The organism is bacterium, from assembly GCA_021372515.1.
Taxonomy (GTDB): Bacteria; Gemmatimonadota; Glassbacteria; order GWA2-58-10; family GWA2-58-10; genus JAJFUG01.
Genome location: JAJFUG010000180.1, coordinates 110682 through 133861 on the forward strand (window position 1 = coordinate 110682; position 23180 = coordinate 133861).

General features: G+C 59.2%; 10 protein-coding genes. All 10 read left to right on the plus strand.

From position 1 onward, the window contains the following. Nucleotides 1–34: 34 nt before the first annotated feature. Nucleotides 35–2548: a T9SS type A sorting domain-containing protein gene (locus LLH00_16870; GenBank protein MCE5272952.1), complete on the plus strand. Its 2514-nt coding sequence runs from the start codon at nt 35–37 to the stop codon at nt 2546–2548. A gap of 36 nt (nt 2549–2584) precedes the next feature. Then, on the plus strand, nt 2585–11908 hold the full coding sequence (locus LLH00_16875) for an Ig-like domain-containing protein (GenBank protein ID MCE5272953.1): 9324 nt from the start codon (nt 2585–2587) through the stop codon (nt 11906–11908). Between the two features lie 211 nt (nt 11909–12119). After that, entirely contained in the window at nt 12120–13349 is a 1230-nt protein-coding gene (locus LLH00_16880; protein MCE5272954.1) for a hypothetical protein, read from the plus strand. A gap of 49 nt (nt 13350–13398) precedes the next feature. Next, on the plus strand, nt 13399–13995 hold the full coding sequence (locus LLH00_16885; GenBank protein MCE5272955.1) for a PHP domain-containing protein: 597 nt from the start codon (nt 13399–13401) through the stop codon (nt 13993–13995). A 49-nt stretch (nt 13996–14044) separates the two neighbouring features. Further along, the gene (locus LLH00_16890; GenBank protein ID MCE5272956.1) at nt 14045–14983 is read left to right on the plus strand and encodes a polysaccharide export protein; all 939 of its coding nucleotides are present in this window, start codon (nt 14045–14047) and stop codon (nt 14981–14983) included. Nucleotides 14984–15004: 21 nt separating this feature from the next. Then, complete coding sequence (locus LLH00_16895) at nt 15005–16990, plus strand: polysaccharide biosynthesis tyrosine autokinase (GenBank protein ID MCE5272957.1); 1986 nt, start codon at nt 15005–15007, stop codon at nt 16988–16990. Nucleotides 16991–17020: 30 nt separating this feature from the next. Next, nucleotides 17021–19585 carry an O-antigen ligase family protein gene (locus LLH00_16900; protein ID MCE5272958.1) on the plus strand — a complete coding sequence of 855 codons (2565 nt, stop codon included), beginning with the start codon at nt 17021–17023 and terminating at the stop codon, nt 19583–19585. Between the two features lie 2 nt (nt 19586–19587). After that, nucleotides 19588–21114, plus strand: coding sequence for an oligosaccharide flippase family protein (locus LLH00_16905; protein MCE5272959.1), 1527 nt, complete (start codon nt 19588–19590; stop codon nt 21112–21114). Continuing rightward, entirely contained in the window at nt 21111–22421 is a 1311-nt protein-coding gene (locus LLH00_16910) for a Coenzyme F420 hydrogenase/dehydrogenase, beta subunit C-terminal domain (GenBank protein MCE5272960.1), read from the plus strand. The genes LLH00_16905 and LLH00_16910 overlap by 4 nt, the downstream gene beginning before the upstream one ends. A 9-nt stretch (nt 22422–22430) precedes the next feature. Continuing rightward, a partial coding sequence (locus tag LLH00_16915) for a polysaccharide pyruvyl transferase family protein (protein MCE5272961.1) occupies nt 22431–23180 on the plus strand: 750 nt, incomplete at its 3' end.

Genomic DNA, 23180 nt, shown 5'->3' on the forward strand with positions numbered 1-23180 from the left:
ATTTCTTTCCTGAATCCTGAATGGAGGTAGATCCATGTTGCGTTATGTCAGGAAACTGTTGCCGGCGCTTGTTTTCGCTTTCACACCGATGGTCCTGAACGCCCAGCCGGCTGTTATCCCCCTGCTGCCGGATGACAATGCCGAGCATGTCGCCTTTACGAAACAGAGTTTCGATGCGTTGCTACAGAAAAGCAAATCCCTGTCAGACCAGAAGATGCCCAATCTGGCCTCTGGAATCAATTCCATGAGCCATGAGGCGGCCCTCAAAGCGGCGGTCGATTATTTGCTCGCCGCCCGCGTGAATGTCGGCGGCTCGTTCAGCGAGGGCGCCTTGCCCACCGGCGGCAGCGGGTTGACCAAGGCCTGGCCTTATTCGGCCGGCGGCACAGTCGCGGCCAGAAGCACTTACGGCGAGATCGGCCTGGCCCTGCTCTATGCCTGGGACCATTCCGGCAACAGTACGACTTTACAGAACGCGATCAAGTCGATGGCCGACGAGATGGTGAACGACTACACGGTGAAAAGCGGCCCGATCTCCGGGACCACCAAGCCATTCATGACCGATGTATTGTTCCTTCTGAAAGTGTCCGAGTCCGGCTTCTCCGGGACATCAACCTACGGGGACATCGCCGCGACCCTTTTCGAAAGGCTGCGGTCGGCCAGACCGGCGGCCAGCGACGAGGTGGACAGAATAGTCACCGCCAGGACAACCCAGGGAGCAAAAGAACTGTCCGGCTACGACATCGCCTGGCTGTACCTGGCGGCAAGCAGTATCGGCAGCTCCAGCAAAGTGACCGGCGGGGCGGTCAAGACCAACGCCGCGGCTTACGCTGCTGCCGTCCGGACTGCGTACAACGGCCTGGGGGGAAGCTGGGAAGTCAACGGGGCTGGCTCGACCAACGCCCAGGTCCGCACCAGCACCGGCAACATGCTCAGCCGCGGCCTGCTGGCTCTGGCCGGTCTGGGGGACAGCGGCTTGTCGGTTTTCCTGACTGCGTCCCAGGAAACCTCCGCGGGCGCCAATTACGGGGCTTTCATGCCGGCCGGTAACGTCCAGAGCAACGGCTACATCATCGCGGCTCTCAGAAAACCTGGATGCTCCATCGGCGCTTACCGCGGTTGCAAGTACCTGCTTGAGTATCAGAACACGGACGGGTCCTGGTACAGCTATCCCCTGACCTCCAACACCGACATCTACCCGAGTGAAGTAGCTGCGGCGTTGAGCGGCCTGGCCAACGCGGCCTATGTCGTCTCTGTCTCGGGGATCAAGGACCGCGAGGGCAGCACGAGTCTTTCCCGCATTCCGGTCGTGCTGAAAAACGAGGACGGGGACACCGCCTACAAGGTCACCAGTAACGGCGCCGCCGAATTCTACGCCGTGCTGGACACCAACCTCATAATGTCTTTCCCCGTGAGCACAGCTCTCAGTAACGCCTTGAAAGGCATTGTAATAACCTCGACCGATGCCTCCTATATCCTGGAGCAGGCGGTCAAGTCTCCGCCTTTCGGTACGGATTCCCCGAATTACGGGACCGGCTCCATTGCCTTGCAGGCGGCCAACCTCGCCAAGAGCACCTCTTTCACGGGCGGCAGCGTCAACAGCCAGATCGCGGCCGAGATACTGCGTTTCAGTGTCGGCCTCAGCTCGCAGTACCCGCCGATCTATTTCGATCTGAGCATGCTGGACGGCGCATCGCTGAAAGACACTCTGCGCGTTTTGTACGACCATTCTGGAACGATGAATTTCACGGCAGCCAAGAATTTCGTACTGCGCGGCGACATCACCAACAGCATGAAAACCTCAGGCGGTCTGCCCTCCACCTCGACCCTGCTGGCTTCCGCCGGAGCGGTGGAGTCGCCGTTCCGCCTGGCCCTGGACAACCTCGGCGTCCAGTCCGGCAGTCTGAGCCTCCAGGTGAGAGTGGCCGGCATCAGCTCATCGGACAAGGGCCCCCGGGCGTTCCAGTACCTGGTCACCTATGATCCGAGTCTCGTGAAGTACAACGGGCTCGAGCTGTCGGCCGAGGCCGCCGGTTTCATGTACGCGGTCAACGATTCCGAACCCGGCCGGCTCAGGATCGCCATGGCGGGCGGGATCCCCCTGCGGGCCGACTGCGTGATCGCCTCGCTCCGGTTTGTCCCTCTCGGTACAGGCGTTGCGCCGATATTCGGTCTAAACAGTGTCATGATCGAGGATAAGATCGCGGATGTCGAGAGCGCGGTCTATTCGGCTCTCCAGGCCGATGCGGCTTACCTGCCCAAGGCGTTCAGCCTGTCGCAGAACCAGCCCAACCCGTTCAACCCGTCCACCACGATCAGCTACACCATCCCGGAGGGGGCGGAGCCGCTCAAGGTGAACCTCTCCGTGTTCAACATGCGTGGGCAACTGGTCAACTGTCTGGTCGACCGGGACCAGGCGGCCGGGACCTATTCCGTGAACTGGGACGGCCGTGGCAGTGACGGCCGCAGCGTTGCCTCGGGGGTCTATTTCTATCGGATACAGGCAGGAAAATACTCTCAGGTCAGGAAGATGATCATCCTGAAGTAATTATTCCTGAATGGTCCACGATAGAGGAGACTTCCTATGTTGATAAAATCGAAGTTGCTGCAGCTTTCGACCTTCCTGGCGGTGTTCCTTTTCACCGGTTTTGCCTACGGGCAGGTGAGTCTGCGGGTGGTGGACATACCCGCGGCGGCGAACGGGACAACCATCGGGGTGGTCGTAAAAGTCGGCCCGGCCAGCGGAGTATCCTCCGCGGACATCTGGCTGACCTATGACAACACGAAGCTGAGCCCGACCGGGACGGTGAGCAAAGGCGTCCAATTCGGCAATTTCAGCATCGTGTCCTCCACCGAGGCCGCGAGCGAGGTCCGGGTGGCGATGGCCGGAAGCACTCCGGTCAACGTCGGCAGCGAATCGGACCTTATCACAGTCTATTTCAACGTGCTGACAGGCAGCGGCTCGACCACGGTCGACTTCAGCAAGAACCTGCTGAACGGGACGAACCTCACCACCACCACACAGTCCGGGACTGTCACCTTTACCGCGCTGCCGGCGGTGAACCTGTCCGTGCAGGATTATCCGAACGCAGCCTACCAATCGGTGATCGGGATCCCGGTCAAGATCGGCGCCTACAACGACATCTCATCGGCGGATATCTGGCTCGTTTACGATCCGGCGAAGTTGCAGCCGACCGGCACTGTAAACCGGGGAGCCTCTTTCCAGGCGTTCTCCCTGTCCTCCTCGACCGCCAATTCAGGCGAGGTCAGAGTGGCCATGGCCGGCTCCAGCCCGGTCAATATCACGGCGGCGTCAGACCTGATTGTCGTGTACTTCAAGGTCCTGCAAGCCAGCGGGACGGCGAGCATAGGTTTCAGCAAGAACCTTGTCAACGGCGGGAATTTCCCCACGAACGTGACCTCCGGAACAGTCAGTTTCGTCTCCCAGTCGACGAGCTTCACTCTCCCGATCAAGGTGGCAAACCCGGGTGAAACGGTCTCGGTCGATATTTCGGCGCCATCGGTGACCGGGGTCAGAGGCATCGATGTCTGGATCAGCTACGACCCGGCCGTGCTCGCTCCGGCGAGCGCCTCGCTGGCGAGTGAACTGTCCGCGGCCGGTTTCTCCCTCCAGAGCAACCTTTCCGGCGCCGGTCTGGCCAAGCTGGCCCTGGCTGTCGGAACTCCGGCCACGATCAGTGGGACCGTGGCTACGATAGCTTTCACGGTTGTCGGCGCCGGAGGGCAAAGCACAGCGCTGGGTTTCAACCGGTTGAACATCAACGAGGGCGGCATCCAGGCCACGACACAGAACGGAAGCGTTGCGATCAACCGGGCGCCAGTGCTGTCGGAGATCGGGAATAAAAGTGCAGTGACCGGCACGCCGCTGACATTCAGCCTCCAGGCCACGGACCCCGACGGGGACGGGATCGTCTTTTCGGCGACCGGCCTGCCGACCGGCGCGACTCTGAATACTGAAACCGGGGAGTTCAGCTGGACACCGTCCGCGACCGGTACGTTCAATATCACTTTTAAGGCCACGGACATTCACGGAATTGAAGACAGCGAGACGATCAGTGTCAGCGTGAGCCAGGCGCATGTCAATCAGGCCCCGGTGCTCAGCACCGAGGGTGTGCCCACATCCACCTCCGTGACTGTTGGTGGCAATGTCAATTATACGTTTGTCGCCACGGACCCGGACAGTGATCCGGTAAGTTATCAGTCCAGCGACTTGCCGGCTGGGGCAAGCCTGAACTCCGGCACTGGCTTGTTCAGCTGGACCCCCACGGCCGCCGGGACTGCGAGCATCACTTTCTGGGCCACTGACGGGAGCTTGAACTCCAACACCCACACCCTGACAATAACTGTCAACGCCGGCGCCGTCCCCCCACCGCCTCCTCCGCCGGTAAACACTCCACCGGTTCTGAACCCCATACAGAACCGCAGTGTCGCGGCAGGTGATGTGGTCAGCATTCTGGCCCAGGCCACCGATGCGAACGGGGACCAGCTCACCTATGCCTTGAGCGGCAATGTTCTGAGCGCAATTCCCGCCCCGGTCTTCAACACCGCTACCGGACAGTTCACCTGGTCGACCACTGCGGCCACTATCGGTGGTATCTACCAGGCGACAGTCACGGTGAGCGACGGACACGGAGGAGTGGTAAGCCGAAGCTTCACAATAACAGTTGCGGGCGTGAACCATCCCCCGGTTCTCGGGACGTTGAACAACGTGACTGTGAACCAGGGACAGGTGGTCTCTTTCACTGTTACGGCCACGGACCCGGACGGCGACCCGCTGACATTGAGCGCCAGCGGAGCGCCGTTGACCGCCACTCCCGCGGCCTCTTTCAACGCTGCGACGGGCCAGTTCTCCTGGGCCACCAGCCAGGCGATACAGGGGAATTTCACCCTGACATTCACGGCCTCGGACGGTAAAGGCGGAGTGGCGACAAAGAGTATCACTGTCACCGTAGGTTCGGTCAACCGTCCACCCGTGCTCAACCCTATCGGCGGCAAGACCGTGGTCGAGCGTGAAACCCTCGAATTCAACGTGTCGGCCAGCGACCCGGATGCCGGGGCTCAGCTTCTGATTACCACAACGCCGCTGCCCACGGGTGCGACATTCTCGTACAACGTGGCCACGCACTCTGGACAGTTCCGGTTCGCCCCGGTCCTGGGGCAGGCCGGAACGTACCCGGTGACATTTACGGTCAGCGACGGGCAACTGGCGGCCACGGAAACAATACAGATCACGGTGACCCAGGCCTCGGTGCCGCCGGTTATCGCCACCATCGGTAACCGGACTGTCAATGTGGGCCAGCGCCTGGCTTTCCAGATCACCGCAACCGACCCCGCCGGCCGGTCCACGGTGAGCCTGAGCCTGAGCGGGCTGCCCTCTGGTGCGTCTTTCGATCCTGCGACCGGTCTGTTCTCGTTCACTCCGACCCAGGCCGGAGCCTCCACCGTGACCGTTACGGCCACCGGCGGCGGCGGGGCGACAAGCACCCAGACGTTCACCGTTACGGCCGTAGGGGTGAACAGACCGCCGGTATTCACCCCCCTGGCTGCCCAGTCGGTCAACACCGGCGCGGCGCTTCAGTTTACGGTGCAGGCGACCGATCCTGACGGTGACCCGGTTACCCTGTCCGCCACCGGCTCTCCCCTCCAGAGCCTGGGGGCCTCTTTCAACCCGGCCAGCGGTGGATTTTCCTGGACCCCGGCCGCCGGGACACAGGGTAACTACCGGGTGGATTTCAGCGCCGTGGACGACAAGGGCGGGAACAGCCGGATGACGCTCACTATCACGGTGGGCTCGGTGAACCGTCCTCCCGCCCTGTCCGATGTAACGAACAGGCAGGTGAACGCCGGTCTGCCACTGATCGTAACTTTCACGGCCTCGGACCCGGACGGCAACCCGCTCACTTTGAGCACCCCGGTGCGCCCGGCCGGCTCTGTGGTCACTTTCAGCGCAGGCAGCGGCTCTTTCAACTGGACGCCGACCTCGGACCAGGTCGGCACGCACGATGTGACTCTTATTGTAAGCGACGGCAGCCTGACCGCGGAAAAGAAATTCACCATCACCGTACTGAAAACCAACCATCCGCCGACCATGGCGCCGCTGGGCAACCGTACGGTCTCCGAGGGGGGGCGGCTGGATATTAATGTATTGGCCAGCGATCCGGACAACGACCCGCTGCTGTATTTCGCGACCGGCATACCGGAGGGGGCGACTTTCGACGCATCCACCGGCCTGTTCACTTTCAAGCCGACATACGATCAGGCCGGCTCCTACACGGTCAATTTCAAGGTCTCCGACGCGGACGGGCTGAGCGCGAACCAGAACGTCCAGATTCAGGTCAAGGACTTCAACCGTCCGCCGGTTTTCGGAACTCTGGGCAACCAGACCGTCGAGGTGGGCAAGCTGCTCGAGGTGATGGTTAGCGCCAGCGACCCGGACAACGACGTGCTGACTTTCAGCGCCAGAGTCCCGTCCGGGGCCGCGTTTGACGCGCAGACCAGGGTGCTGCGGTGGATACCGGGCGCCCAGGACGCCGGCACCCGTCAGGCCACTTTCAGCGTGAGCGACGGCAAGGGGGAGAGCGTCACCCGTAACATCTCCATTTCCGTGACCACTCCCAACATCGTGCTCAACCGCCCGCCGCTGATCGATCCGGTCGGGGCGCAGGTGGTGGAGGCCGGCCAGAGCCTGAGCTTCAGTGTCAGCGCCAGCGACCCGGAGCAATCCAAGGTCATCCTGACCGCGAGCGGGGTCCCGGCAGGCGCTTCGTTCACCAGCTCTACCGGGGCTTTCAAGTTTACGCCCACCTACCTGCAGGCCGGCAGCTACAGCGTGACATTCACCGCCAGTGACGGACAGTTGACCGCCTCGCTTCCGGTGGCGATAACTGTAGTGCGCAGTCTCAACAGCGCCCCGGTGCTCAGCGGTGTCTCCAACCGCGAGGTCCAGGCGGGCCAGAGCCTGACTTTCGTGGTCAGCGCCTCCGATCCCGAGGGGGACCAGTTCACCCTCGGCGCGCGCAACCTGCCTCCGGGTGCGGTGTTCAACCCCGGCAACGGGACATTTACATATTCTCCGACCATGGAGCAGGCGGGCAGCTACAATGTCTCGTTCCTGGCTACGGATTTCCTGGGGGCTTCCTCGGAAAAATCGATGACCCTCTCGGTCAGGGCGGTGAACCGTCCGCCGGAGTTTGTCCGCTCCGGCAATATCGCCGCCGCTGTCGGGCAACTGATCGAACTGATCGTCACAGCCAACGATCCTGACGGCGACCCCCTGGTCTACAGCTCGTCCAGCGCAGCGGCGCTGGGAGCCGCGTTCGATACGCAGTCGCACATCCTGAAATGGACCCCGGCCACGCCGGGGACGTTCGGCGTCAATTTCAAGGTCGAGGACGGACGGGGCGGCAGCGCGGTGCAGACAGTGCTGATCGCTGTGAGTTCTCCGACAGTCAAGCTCAACCTTTCGCCGAAATTCGAGCCTCTGCAGAACTATGTCCTGAACGCAGGCGGCAGCCTTTCCTTTACGGTGAACGCCAGCGACCCGGACGGAGACAACCTGGTGTTCGGCATAACCAAGGCCCCGGCCAATGCGTCTTTCAACTCCACTACCCGCACTTTCTCCTTCAACCCCGATCTCAGCCAGAGCGGTGTTTTCAAGCCGGTTTTCACGGTGAGCGACGGCAAGCTGACCGATCAAGTGTCGGCCGAGATCGAAGTCAAAGCCGTCAACCGGGCGCCGGTGCTGAGCGGCATACCTGACCGTAGCGTACCCGAGGCCGGGAAGCTGAGCTTCTTCGTCAACGCTTTCGATCCGGACAGCGATCCCCTCGTGCGGACCGCCGACAACCTGCCGGAGAACGCGGGATTCAACCCGCAGAGCGGGCGTTTTTCGTTTTCACCGGCGGTTGGGCAGGCCGGTTCTTACACTGTCAGGTTCTTTGCCATCGACCCGAAGGGAGCCTCAGACACGGTCACGGTCAGCATCCAGGTGCTGCAGGTCAATCTCCCGCCGGCTCTCGGTTTCCTGAGCAATCTTGAGGTGACTGCGGGTGAGCTGGCCGAGATAGTCCTTTCCGCCAGCGACCCCAACGACCCTCTGGCCGACCTGGTGTTCAGTGCTTCCGGCCTGCCGCAGGGGGCCGTGTTCAGCGCCGCGGACCGCTCGTTCCGCTGGACGCCTGAAGTCACTCAGATCGGCAATTTCCGAGTCTCTTTCGCAGTCACCGACCCGGCCGGGCTCAAGGACGAGAAAGACATCAAGATCACGGTCAAGGATCCGGCGCGCTTTGTCGACAGCCCGCCGGTCCTCGCTTCTGTCGGCGACAGAACGGTGGAGGAGGGCAGCGCCCTGAGCTTCACTGTAACGGCCACTGACCCGGACCCGGGCAGCACTGTCACCCTGACCGCCCGGAATCTGCCAAATGGGGCGGCTTTCAGTTCCGCACCCGGGGCGTCGAGCGCCAGCGGCACATTCAGTTTCACCCCGACCATGCTGCAGGCAGGTAGCTACAACGTGGTGTTCAGAGCAAGTGACGGGGATTTCATCAATGAAGAGACAGTTACGATAACGGTGACCGAGCTGGATGTCGCCCCTGTGATCAGCGTGTCCCCAAGCCAGACCGCGGCAGTGGGACAGACGCTGAGCATCAAGGTGGACGGCAGCGACGCCAGCGGAGAGCCGGTGGTCCTGTCCGTCCAGAACTCGCCGATGAACTCGCTGTTCCTGACCTCCGCAGGGCGTTTCGCTTTTACTCCGAGCCTGGAGCAGGCGGGCCAGAGCTTCCCGGTCACCTTCCGGGTGACGGATGCCTCGGGCGGGTATGCCGAAGCGACCTGCAACATCAGCGTCAGCGCGCTCAACGTGGCGCCCGAGCTGCGGCGGATACCACCCCTGGCGATAAGTGAGGGCGGGTTGCTGGAGTTCTCGGTCGTGGCGGATGACCGCAACGGCGACGTGCTGACCTATTCAGCGGGCAACCTGCCCACCGGCGCGAGTTTTGACGCGGCGGTGGGAATTTTCCGCTGGATGCCTGCGGCTGGATCGGCGGGCAACTACAGTGTCAGCTTCAGCGCCGCCGACCCGGCCGGTCTTTCGGACAGCCGCTCGGTCTCCATCACGGTCGGGTCGGTCAACCGGCCGCCGATGCTGTCCGACCCCGGGCCGCAGTCGGCCGCCGAGGGCCAGGTCCTGGGCTTCCAGGTGAGCGCCAGCGACCCGGACGGCAACCCTGTCACCCTGAGCGCATCCGGCCTGCCCGCGGGTGCGACTTTCAGCGATAACGGCAACGGCTCGGGCAGTTTCTCCTGGGCCACCACCTACCGCAGCAACGGCAGCTACCAGGTGGTGTTCTCCGCCTCGGATGGGAGTCTTTCGGATCAGTTGAGAGTGCCGATTACCATCCAGGACGTGAATCTGCCGCCGACGCTCGACTTGGCTGGAGGGACCCTGCTCGCCGCAGCCGGGATGAAATTCAGGCACGTGGAGGAAGGTATCCGGCTGGCGGCTGACGTGAACGATGTCCAGACCTTCACCGTGAAAGAGGGTGAGCAGGTCCGGGTCGGGATAAAGGTGGAGGACCCCGGCGGCGACCTGCTCGCGGTAGCGGTCAGGAACCTGCCGGCCAACGCCTCGCTGGGCCCGGACGGAATGAGCATCCTGTTCGCTCCGGATTACGACCAGGCCGGCGATTACCTCGTGCTGATCGAGGTGTCGGACGGCGTGTTCACGGTCAGCCGCTACGCAGCTTTCAAGGTGGAGGACGTCAACCGTCCGCCCGTGCTGCGTCCTGTCGGCGAGCGCTACGTCCAGGAAGGGATGCTCATATCGTTCGAGATCAACGCCTACGACCCGGACGGCGACCCGATCACCTACGCTTTCTCAGGGTTGCCGGGAGTGGCGACGCTGGTCAACAACCTGTTCACCTTCGATACGAGGCTCCTGCCAGCCCGCCAGCCGGTGGATGCAGTGTATTTCCTGTTCCGGGCTTTCGACGGACGGGGGGGATCGGACTGGGTCGGCCAGGACATCGCGATCATCCGGCCGTATACGGTGGGCCTGGGCGGCACCCAGCTCGCCGCGGCTGTCTCGCCCGGGGACTCGATCCCCTTGCAGATGCGGGAGGGGATAGGGATCCAGATGGCCCTGGTTAACAGCGGCTCCGGCACCTACAACACCACCGGCAGCATTCAGGTCAGCGAGATTTCCGGACCGCTCACCGAGGATGTGATCAAAAACCTGCAAGGCGGTGGAAGTTCACTCCTGGCGGTGGCGGCCTCCGGCGGCGGAAAGTCCAAGCTGACAGCGGCGGTGACCCCGATACAGCTTTCCGCCGGGGGTGAGTCCGGGTTCTTCAGCATCCGGCGCGGCTGGAGTGTGGACCTGGGCGGTTTCAGCCTGACCGGGCAGGCCCGGCCGGGGGTCAACGACAGTATTTACCTGTACCTCGGCTTCGCCTTCCAGGACAGCGACCTGGTGACCCAGGACCCCGATCTGAACGGCGCTTTCGGGACCCGGATGTCCATCGCCGCCTGGGACAGCGTGCTGGGCAAGTTCGTCCTGCTCGAAGGGGTGGTCGACACCCTGCTGAACAGAGTGAGGCTCAGTATTCCTCTGGAAGTGGATACGAGCCGGACAGCGCTGTCCGCTTTCGGGCCGATCGATCTGCCGCGTTCGGTCCCCAGACCGCGCTACAAGTACTTCACGGCCGGTGCGGTGCTGGATTATACCCCGCCGTCGGTCGAGGTCCAGAGCAAGAGCTTCGTGACCTCCAGGACCGAGCCGTACACAATCCTGGCCAAGATATCCGACGATCTGACCGGGATCGCGCGGGTCGACCTGATCTACACTATCGCCGAACAGACCGATACCGTCGGGATGGAACAGGTCTCCGGCGTCTACCAGGGTGAAATTCCTGGCCAGCCGATTGGCGCCAACATCTCATACTACGTCGAGGCGATTGACCGTGACGGCAACGTGTCCCGCGAGCCGAAGGTCTCGGGGTACCTGCTCAACGTGAGCGAGTTGGGGCCGACGGACCTGGACGGCAACGGCAAGGTGGACGTCTTCGACCTGCTGGTCCTGCTGCGGGCTCTGACGAGCCACGAAGACCGGGACGTGAACGGTGACGGCAAGACCGACATCTGGGACCTTCTGGTGCTGCTGAAAGTGCTGTCCGGCAAAGTGCAGACCGCCCTGTCGGGCCAGCCCGCCGGATTGGAGCAGATGCTCAACCCGTCCGGGAAGACGGCTCCCGAATACAAGGACGATTTCGGGGTCCGGATCGACGAGGCGGCGCAGGCGGCTGTAGCCCGGATCGTTCTGGAGGTTTCGCCGGAGGTTGGATTGGGCCAGGTGACAGTCGCCCCGGCGGCCAAGGGCTGGCAGGTCGTAACCTCCAGGGAGGGCGACCGGCTCACGCTGCTGGTGTTCAGTCTGGACGGGGCGCCCCTGGCAGGCGGGACGCTGGTCAACGTGGATTATCTGCTGGGTAAGGGCGAACGGCTGAACGAGAGCCATGTCAGGCTGCAGGAAATCCTCGTCCTGAACGCCGAGGGACAGACGCTCAAAGCCGGGGTCAGTCTCGACGGCGTGGCTGCCCTGCCGCGGGCTTTCAGCCTGGAGCAGAACTGCCCGAACCCGTTCAACCCCTCGACCAGCATCAGTTTCAGCCTGCCCGAGGGCCCGCAGGTCCAGGTCCGGCTGAGCGTGTACAACCTGAGAGGCCAATTGCTGAAGGTCCTGGTCAATGAGACCCGCGATCCGGGAAGTTACCAGGTCACCTGGGACGGCCGGGACGAGCGGGGACGGGCAGCGCCCTCAGGGGTCTATTTCTATCGAATGGAGGCGGGGGATTTTGCCAGGATGCGTAAGATGATCCTTCTCAAATAGCGGTTCCCGACCCGAAGCCTGCGCCTTTCTCTCCCTGAGAGGGAGGCGCAGGCGTTCTGCTCGATCCAACGACCCGACACATTGCCCTCAGCCTGGAAAGAGGAGCGGCGAGCCGGGAGAGTTTGTAAATCAGGGAGCGAAAAATAAAACCGGGTTCCGTAATGTTCCCCGGAGCCTTCTGTGCCGGTTTTGAACTTCTTGAAAGATGACAATGCCGGAAAGAATAAAAAGAATACTGGTTCTGACAGTTGTTCTGGCGCTGGCCGCGGTGGTCCCGGCGGACCGTCTCCAGGCGGCTTTCCAGGTCCCGGCGGCAAAAACGGCCGGAATAAGCTCCAATTTCTATGTGGGGACTCTGCTGGGCTACAATGACAACCTTTTTCTGGACAGCACGGACACCCAGGCGGTTTTCAGCCAGCACCTGGTGCCGCATTTCGACCTGGACTACCGCACGCGGCGGCTCAGCGTGAACCTGGACTACACGGGCGATTACAGCTGGTACAGTGCGGGCGGGGACAGGACCAAGAACGCCCTGCACTACACGCGTCTCGGGTCTGACTGGAACTGGCACCGTGACCTGAGCCTGCAGTTCTTCGGCGACCTCAGCGAGCGGCCCATCGACCTGACCAAGGGTGGAGGGGTGCTGACCTCGGCCTTGAACGTAGGCGGTTTTTTCCGGCCCCCGGCGATCAACAGCGTCCTGACCCGCACTGTCGGGCTGGGCCAGCACTATTTCCGGCGGCTGAACAGCCGGCTGCAGCTGGAGGCCTCCTACGGCGCGAGCGACATGCAGACCGACCGGAAATACGGGCGGGATGTGTTCCAGCACGGGGCTTCCGGCAAGTTGCTTTACACCTGGAGCAAGCGGCTGGACCTGGCCCTGCGTTTCGCCGTGCAGAACCAGAACTACGAGGGCGGCATCCGGCGGCGTAATTCCAGCCTGGTGCTGGAGGCTGACTATGCCATCACCCCGCGCACCTCTCTTTTCGGGGCGGCCGGGGTGGAGGACCTGAAACTGCGGAACCCCGGGCCAGGCCTGAGAGCGGGCAACGCCCGGGCCTACCTGGAGGCCGGGGTGAGTTTCGACCGGATCCCGCGCACGAGCCTGGCCCTGTCCGTCAGCCGGCGGCTGCTGTCCGACATCAGCGCCAACCTGTACACCTTGACCGAGGTCGCTGTCCGGGCCAACCACGAGTTGAGCCGTCGGGTCGAGCTGTCCGGGGCGCTCTACTCCAGGAGCCTGTCCCTGGACCAGGTGGAGCAGCGGCTGAACGATTACATCCTCGGCTCCGAGTTACAGATCACCTATCGCATCTCGCGGGACCTGCAGCCGATGGTGAACCTCAACTATGTGGTCAACGCCGGGGAGTTCCGGCCGAACGATTTCGCCAATTTCCGCCTGAACACCGGGCTACGCTACTACTTCTTTGCCCTCAACTGAGGGAGTTGGAGAACCGCCTCTCCATCGACCGGAACTGCAAGGGAACATTATGGAACTGAAGGCCGATCTGCACATCCACTCCGAGTACTCCTTCGACTGCCGTCTGAAGCTGGAAGAGATCGCCAGGCAGGCTGTCCGGCGGGGCCTCGATATCGTGGCCGTGACCGACCACGGCACTCTGGAAGGCAGCCTGAGGCTGCGTGAGCAGGTCGCCTCCAGTGGCGCCGGGCTTCAGGTGGTGGTAGGCTGTGAGATAACGACCGAGGCGGGCGATATCCTGGGGCTTTTTCTGGAGCGGGAGATCCGTTCAAGCCGTGCACTCGATGTCATCGCGGAGATAAAAGACATGGGCGGCGTGAGCGTCCTGGCCCACCCATACCGGGCCGGTGAGCCCTCCCGTGACGTGCTGGAGGCGGTGGATGCAGTCGAGATCTACAACGGCCGCAGCAGCAAGGTCCAAAACTATCTGGCGCAGGTGCTGGCCCTGCGGCTACAGAAACCGGGGCTTTCGGGCAGCGACGCCCATGTGCCGGATGAGGTCGGCTGCGCCTACACTCTTCTGGATGATATGCCGGAAATCGGAAAGGCCTCATTCAAGGGGTGCGAACTCCTTAACAGTTGCCTGGGAGTGAGGCTGAATGTTTAGAGTGTACTCTCGGATAAGGTCCGCTGCGGGCCGGATGGAGCGCCGGATCATGAGAATTTCCCTCGATCGGCCTGGATTGTCGCGCCGGACTGGGCAATGTATCCGCCTGGTTGTCTGCCTGATCCTGTGCAGCCTCGCAACCCCTGTTCTGACTGTTGCGGCCGGTGAGCCCTCAGGTTCGGATGCCTACGTTCTGGGGGTGGGGGACATCCTGCACATCACGGTCCTGGATGAGCCGGACCTGACCGGCAGTTTCCAGGTCTCCTCGGCCGGCAACATCAGCTACCCTTTCCTGGGCAACCTGCCGGTCAAAGGCCTGACCGTCGAGGAACTCGACCAGTACCTGGTGCTGAAACTGAGCCAGGACTACCTGGTCAACCCGGTGGTGACAGTCAGCGTGGAGAGCTACCAGAGCAAGAAAGTCTATGTCCAGGGCGAGGTGGCCAAGCCGGGGGTCTATTACCTCAAGGAGCGCACCGGGGTGCTGAACCTTCTGCTGGAATCCGGCGGCACCACCCGGGACGCCTCGGAGGAGATCGTCATCCTGCGCTCCGCGGGCGGCTCTCACGGCGGAAGCGACTCCGCCTCGGCCGAGGATTTCGAGCAGATACACATCAACCTCAAGGAACTGCTGAGCGGCGACCAGAGCCAGAACGTGCAGGTGCAAAATGGGGACATCCTGTACGTGGCCAATGCCAGCGGCGGGCAGTTCCGGACCGAGGGCCGCTTCGTCAACATCATGGGCGAGGTGAAAAAGCCCGGCAACTACGATTACCGCCTGGGTCTGACTGTCCTGAACGCGATCCTCGAAGCCGGCGGGTTCACCGAGTACGCAGCCAAGAACAAGGTCAAGGTCATAAAGAAAGTGGGAGACAAGCAGAAAGTCCTGATCGCCAGGCTGGACGACCTGGTCAAGAGCGGCAGTCTGGAAGAGGACATGCTGCTCGACCCGGGCGACCTGGTGGTGGTTCCGCAGAGCCTGTTCTAACCCTTGCACGGGATAGGGGTCATGTACAACGAACAAGAAGAAAGCCGGATCGAGAACATCCACCTGCTGGACTACTGGAAAGTGGTGCGCAAGCACCTCAACCTGGGCCTGACCGTTTTCTCGGTCATCGTTGCCGGGACGCTTCTGTATCTATTCACCGCCACACCGATCTACGAGGCCGTCTCCCGTATTCTGATCACCGAGGACCTCTCCCGCACGGTGATGGGGGCGGAGCTGGCCCAGAGCATTTTCAGCGACCAGTTGCGCTTCGAGACCGAGCTTCAGATCCTGAAGGGCGACCCGGTCTACGACGGGGTGATCCAGAGCCTGCGGCTCTGCCCGGAGGGCAAAGGGAGCCCGGAATACGAGCGGACCCTGAACGGCCTGAAAGGGCGGGTCGTATGCTCGCGCCTGCGCAACACCCGCCTTCTGGAGGTCAAGGCCGCCTCGGCCTCGCCCGATACGGCGGCGCTTCTTGCCAACACGCTCGTCTCGGTCTACATGAACGCCTACCGGACCCGTCAGCTGGAGTCCTCGCGCAACACCGCCTCCTGGCTCAACCAGCAGCTGCTGGACCTGGAATACAAGGTCAAGCAGTCGCAGCAGGAGCTGCTGGACTACATCAGCGCCGAACGGATCACTTTCGTCTCGGACGGCACCGGCCTGGAGAGCGAGCTTAAAACCGACCTGTTCAAGGCCCCGGACGAGACACTGCTCGACGACATACACGCCCGCCTGATCCAGGCCAAGCTTGAGCGCGACGACATTCTGCAGCGCTACAAGGGCAAGCACCCCAAGGTCCAGCAGGCGGACGCCAAAGTCGCTTCCCTGGAGCGCGAGTACGCCCAGGAGAAAGTCCGCCTGGAATCCGAGCGCAACCTCCTGACCAACAAGATTATCGAGGCCCGGCGTAAGGCAGTCCGGCACGACATCCTCAAGCGCCAGGTCGACACGAACAAGGAGCTTTACAACCTGTTCATCAAGAAGATGCAGGAGGTGGACCTGTCCCAGGGCCTGGGCGAGGGCGACATCAAGGTGGTGGAGTCCGCCGTGCCGCCGATGCTGCCGGACAAACCAAAGAAAAGGCTGGTCCTCCTGATAGGCGTGCTGCTGGGGCTCAGCCTCGGGGTGGGGAGCACTTTCCTGGTCGAGTACCTGGACCGCTCGCTCAAGTCCAAGGAGGAGATAGAGGCCCTGACCGGCCTGCCCGTGCTCTCCTCGATCAGCCTGCAGAGCGTGGCGGACAAGGGCGCCTTCGATTACCGGACTTATTTCGGGGACAGGGATTACCGCAAGGAGCATGAGCTTTTCCGGGTGCTCAGGGCCAACATCAAGTTCTCCGACCTGAAGCAGAAGTCCAGGATACTTCTGGTCACCAGTAGTTGCCCGGGCGAGGGCAAGACCACTGTCTCCAGCCGTCTGGCCCTGAACCTGGCCGCGGCCGGCGAGCGGGTGCTGTTGGTGGACGCCGACCTACGCAAGCCGCGCGTGCACAAGATATTCGGCCTGGAGAACAAGCGCGGTCTGACCAACATGATGGTCGAGGAAATGCCGGATTTCTCGTTCATCCACCCGGAGCTGACCGCCGGCCTGGACGTGCTCAACTGCGGCCCCCTGCCGGCCCAGCCCGCCGAGCTCATCGAGAACTCGCGCTTCGGAGCTCTCATCAAGGAACTGGCCGGCCGCTACGACCGGATCATCATCGACAGCCCGCCCGTGGCCACGGTCATCGATGCGGCGCTCATAGCCACTTTCTGCGACAGCGTGCTGCTGGTGATCGACCCGCGCACCACCGACCGCCAGGTGCTGCGCCAGGCCCAGACCCAGCTTGAAAAGGCCGGCATCAGGATCCTCGGCCTGGTCCTGAACAAGATCGCCCACGAGGAAGAGGGCTATTACTACTACTCGTACTACTACTACGAGGACAGCGCCACGGGTGACCGGAAGAAACGCACCCACCGTAAAAAGCGCTCCGCAGAGAAGCAGAAGGAAGAAGTCACGGTCTGAGCCTTATTTGGACTAAAGCTAAGGAAACGCATGCCGCCGAACCCTGAAAATACACTTCCCCGGCTCCTGGGCTGGACTGCGGAGGGACTCTTCTACGCCCTGCTTCTGTTTGCGGTCTTCAGCCACGGGGCGGTCGAGGCCTGGTCTCTGTCGATGAGCCACCTGATGGTCTGCGCAGTTGCGCTGCTGTCTGCCGCAGGCCTCCTGGCCTCTGGGGAAAGGTGGGTGCGCCTGCCGCTCCTGTGCTGGCTCCTGCTGGCCCTGCTGCTCTGGGGGATGGTCTCCTGGGGCTGGTTCTCCATCTATCGTCAGGCCAGCCTGGAGAGCCTGCTCAAGCTCAACGATTACCTTCTGGTCGCCTTTTTCGTGTACAGCCGTTTCGTCAGGGAGGCGGACCAGAAACGGCTCGTCCTGACCCTGACTCTATTGGGAGTACTGGTGGCCGGCTGGGGCCTGATCCGCTATTTCGCCGTCTCCCAGGGCCTGCTTTCCCGTCTGGGCAACGAGTCGGTCGGGGCGACCGCGCCCTATGTCAACCACAACCATTTCGCCGGCTGTCTGGAACTGACCCTGGCCGCGGGGGCCGGGCTTTTCGCCGCCAACTGGGGCCGCTCGCGCATCGAGTTCGGCGTCCTGCTGGGGGCCGGGCTGGTGTTGATCTTCGTGGCACTGCTGTTTTCGCTCTCGCGCGGCGGCATCCTGAGCCTGCTGGCTGCGGCGGGCGTTCCGGCCCTGGTCTATCTGGCCAGGAGCCGGGAGCGGCTGTCGTTTTCACCGGTGCTGGTGCTGGTCATTTTCACCCTGGGCTACCTCTGGGTCCTGCAGACCGACCGGGTGGAGGCACGCCTCAAGACCCTGGGGGACGAGCGGACCATGCTCACCCTGAACTCGCGGACCACGGCCTGGCGCTCGGCGCTTGCGGCGATCCGGGAGCGGCCCCTGGCCGGTTACGGCCCCGGGAATTTCGCCAGTGTCTACCCGCGTTTTCGCGAGAGCGGCCTGGCCATGTTCTTCGACTACGCCCACAACGACTACCTGCAACTCTGGGTGGAGTACGGTCTGGCCGGGGTCCTGCTGGTGCTGGCCGGTCTGGGTTCTTTCCTGTCCGGCCTGGGCCGACTGCTGTTCAAAGCCTGGGAACCCCGGGATTACCTCAGCCTGGGGCTGGGAGTGGGGATACTGGCCCTCGTCCTGCACAGCGTGGCGGATTTCAACCTTCAGCTCCAAGCCAACGCCCTGCTGTTCGTGAGCTTGGCCGCTCTTTTCAGCCGGCGGGCGCTCTCACTTCACAAGAGCCGCCGGGTGCGGGACGGTCACTCCCTGTCCCTGCGCTGGGTTGTGCTTGCGCTGGCGTGTTTCTGCCTTGCCGGAAGCTGGCTGGCCGTGCCGGGCCTTCAGGCCGGTCTTCTGGCGCGCGAGACTGTCGACAGTCGGCAGCAGCTCGCCCCACTGGAGGTGGCGGCCCTTTACCGGACAGCTTCCGACCTGGTGCCGGGCGATGCGGGCTATGCTTTCCGGGCCGGACAGAATTACGCATTGGCCGCAAGTCAGAACGATATGACGTTTTTCCTGGGAGAGGCCAGGAGATACATGGAAAGGGCGCTTTCGCTCAACCCGGCCTCGAGCGAGTACTGGATCGGGAAAGCTCTCCTGGAGGCGGCGCGTGGGGACTCGGCCGAGGCCGAGAGGTGTTTCCGCGGCGCGCTGGCTGCCGACCCGCGCAACCCAGCCTGTTTTTTCTACCTGAGCGATTTCCTGCTGGAGCGCGGAAGGCTGGAGGAGGCGGTTGCAGTCTCCCGGGAGGGCCTGGAAATCTACCCGTCTTTCATCGGACAGCGTCTGCGCCGTGTCTGGGGGAAAAGCCAGGACCCGGAGCTCCTGTCCCGGCTGACACCGGAGGGATACAGTCAGGGGCATTTTATCCTGGCGCAGCACTTTTTCAATCAGGGGCTCCAATCCCAATCGCTGGCCGAACTTCGACTGTGCAACGCCGAAACCAAGTGGGGGAACCCGTATTTTTATCTGTCCGGGCGCGACTACCAAGCCCTCGGGATGCCGGACAGCGCCGAGAGCAGCTACCGGGTCGGGATCAAGAAGAGGCCTCCCGAATTGCAATGCTACCGGATGCTGGCCACACTGCTTGCGAGCCAGGGCCGTGACACGGAGGTCGAGGCGCTGTTCAACCAGGGTTTGGGATTGGCGCTGGGCAGCGAGGACGGGCCGCTGCGCTACGAGTATGCGCTTTATCTGAGCCGGAAGAAGGATTACAGCCGGATGAGGCAGGAGATCGAGGCGGCCCTGAGCCGGGACGTTAACAATGTCTCGTACCTGGAGCTTCTGGCGGACTCCTATCTGGGAGAGAAAAGGTATTACGAGGCCTTGAAAGAGTTGCGTCGGGTTGAGGTGCTGAAACCGGACAGAGTAAGTGTTTTGAGAAAGATCGCAAGTATATACGATCAGACCGGGCAGATGGAGAGGGCAAGAGAGTACTGTATAAAAATTATCAATATTGATCCAAATAACAGCTATGCTTTGGGAATAATAGCAATACCGAAGGGTTCAGATGAGAAGAATAAGAGAGGGGAAGGTATTTGAGAGTGTTAAATGAGACAGGAAGTGCTGCTAATGTTTTGGGTAGGCGTGTTGTTGGAAGTGCCACCGTTTTGGGAGGAGCACGGCTTTGTCAGCGTGCTTTTGATATTATCCGTATTTTAACTATTGCAAGGTGGCTGGGTCCAAAGGAAATGGGGGTCTTCGCGATAGCAACACTTGCGATAACCACTCTTGAACAAATATCAGAAACTGGCTTGCGTCAGGCTATGATACAGTATCGAGGTGATATTTCAGTTCATATCACACCGGTAAGAACTGTACAGGGAATTCGTGGATTGTTGCTGGGTGGAGCATTCTATCTGGTTGCACCATGGATTTCAACTTTTTTTAATAGTCCGAATTCACTTGAAATACTTCAAGTTATGTCCATTCTTCCAATCATCAGAGGAATGGAACCGCTTTATATTACAATTGCACAAAAAAACCTTTCTTTCAAACCCGTAGTCGTTTTGCAGGTTACTGCTGCGGTAATCAGTCTTATCGTCGGCATCGTCATGGCGTATATCCATCCTGATGCTTGGGCATTGGTCTGGTCTAGCTTGAGTGGAGCAGTAATAACGACGGTTGGAGCCAGTTTATTATCCCGTCGTATGGATTTGAGATATTCTCTTTATTGGAAACCACTGAAGGAGTTACACATTTTTGGATTTTGGGTTTTTGTGAGTTGTATAAGTTCATACGCATTCGTTCGAACAGGTGAATGGTTGATCGGCCGCATGCTTGATGTAAAGGAATTGGCTCTTTATCAGATGGCCTTTCTTATCTGCACGACCGCCACCCAAGAGATGGGTGGAGTAATCTCACAACTGAGTTTCCCAATGTTCAGCCAACTGCAAGAGGATAAGAAGCGTTTGAATTCATCATTCAGGTTTGCATTTGGTTTTGTATCCCTTGTCACATTCGCGATGGCTGGATTGATTTGCAGTTGTTCGAAGGATTTGTTCTCTCTTGTGTTGGGTGAAAAATGGATGCCATCGCTTGTCTTTGTTCCGTGGCTAACCGTATGGGGCCTATGTGCAATGTTCTCAGGAACATTAAACGGTTTATTCTATGCATTGAATCGACCAAAACTTTGGACAAAGACTATTGGTCTAATGACCATATTGCTTTTTGTAGGTATTTATCCAATGGTTAGTTGGAAAGGAGCCAAAGGTGTAGCTATCCTAATGGCTGCTATTGGTATATTGGCGCAATTGGTCCGCTACCAGATTGTAGCCAGGCTTCTCTCCCTGAGGTTTAAGCAAGTGCTTAGGCATTTGGTTGTTCCTGGCATTGCTTGCATCGGGTCAGTAGGCTTCACAACTTGGAGTCATTCTTTCCTCCAGATTGATAATCAATTAGCCGGTCTCATTTTCTCAATGTTGGTTTTACTTGGAACCTATATTTTGCTGGTCATTATCGGGCGACCGTGGATTGATCCTTCGTTTGGAGAGATAGCAAATATTCTAAAACAGATGTTTAGTCGGTCTAATGTAAAAACAACTATGATTACAACAGAGGAAATCGCATGAACCACTTGTGTGTTGGCTGCGGTCTCTGTGCAATGGTTTGTCCTAAGGGGCGAATACAGATGGTATTTTCACCAAAAGAAGGATATTACCAGCCATCTTTTGGTTTTGAACAATGCAATAAAGCCTGTGGAATGTGCGAGAAAGTGTGCCCCTTTGTGCCAGATAATCCGGATACACTGAATATAACAAACGGATTGTTCTCTTCAGTGATTGATATCAAACATGATGATGTAATGGGATATTATTTAGATACTTTTGCTGGGTATTCTGAAACACACCGCTTAAATAGTGCATCTGGAGGTCTCGTCACTTGGTTGCTTGAAGCTCTTTTGGCTAAAGGAGAAATTGACGGGGCCGTGTGTGTCGGATCTGACTCTAAATCCCCAACGTTGTTTGATTTCAAGGTTTGCCGCACCAGTGACGAGATAAAAGCTTGCTCTGGTTCTTGTTATCAACCAGTAGAGATCAGCCGCGCTCTTAAAAAAATTATGACTCTGGAAGGGCGTTACGCTGTTGTGGCTTTACCATGCATGGCCAGAGCCTTAAGACTGGCAATGCACAATATTCCTGGACTGAAATCACGAATCCGTTTTGTTCTCGGCTTGGTTTGTGGGCAAATGAAGAGCAGGCACTTCATTAATTATTTATGTTTAAAATACGATAAACGAACAGATCTGGCGAGTATATTCTTTCGCTGCAAGAGGTCAGAGTATCCTGCCAGCGATTTCGCTTTCCGGTTAATATGGGATGACGGTCAAAAATTAGAAATTGGATGGTCAAAAGGTATAGCACGTCTATGGAAAGAGCGTTGGTTTACATTGGAAACGTGTGACTATTGTGATGATGTATTTTCTGAATGTGCAGATGCTACTTTTATGGACGCGTGGCTTCCCGAATATATACAGGATTCACGTGGTAACAGCCTACTGATTATCCGTGAAAATAAACTTCTGGATTGTTTAAAGGAAGCGACAAATTCCACATCTCTAAAACTGCTTCATATAGAACACATTAGAGTACGAGAGAGTCAAATAGGATTAATACATCAAAAACGCGTTTTGGCTTATATTATCGCTTCAAAACGGCATGTAAGGTACAAACGGTTACCTGATTTAAGATTGTTAGAAAAGAAGATACGATTTGACTACAAATGGGAAGCCGCTGTAAAGAGCAAGGTAAGATCGTTTACCCAGCATAATATCCAGAGCGATTTGAAGTCTTTCGAGAGGCACATCGCACATATTCAAATGTTTTGGAATTTAATGGAGAGAGCAAAAAGCCGATTATGGCATTTGCTCAACGGTTGAGAGAAGAGTATGTCAACAGAGAAAATCATACTTATTGGTAACGGCCCCTTTCTCAATCGTGGTTGTGAGGCGATAGTTGAAGGCACTCTCAAGATAATAGAAAATAGTTTTAACAATGCTTGTGTCAAGAACTATTACTTTGCGAGAAATACAAATCAAGACGATTATAATAGTGGCTTAAATCTTGCTAATATGACACATAATATAACTCATTGTCCGATTCCGTGGATGCCTGAAGATAAACGCTATTCTTGGACTTGGATATTATCTCAAATCGGAAGAAAAATCGCATTCCATGATTTGGGATATGTTTACTACAACAGTTTTCAAAAAATGATAGAGAATTGTGTTGATGATTGCGACGTGGCGCTGCAGATCGGTGGAGATAACTATACTTTAGATTATGGATTCCCGTTGAAACATGCAGCGATTGATGCAACTCTTTCAAAAAAAGGAATATCGGTAGTTCTGTGGGGAGCATCTGTCGGACCATTTAATTCCCGTCCACAAGAAGAAAAATGGTTGATTAAGCATATTCGCAATCATATAAGATTGATTCTGGTAAGAGAACCAGAAACGCTTGATTATTTGCGAAAAATCAATCTGGGTGACCGTACTCACCAGATGGGAGATCCGGCTTTTGTCATGGACCCATCTATTCCACCAGAAGGATTGATTGATTCGGATTCGATTTCAGGAGCCATTGGTCTCAATTTAAGCCCCTTGCTCTCACGGTATCGGAAATCTGATGGTGGCATG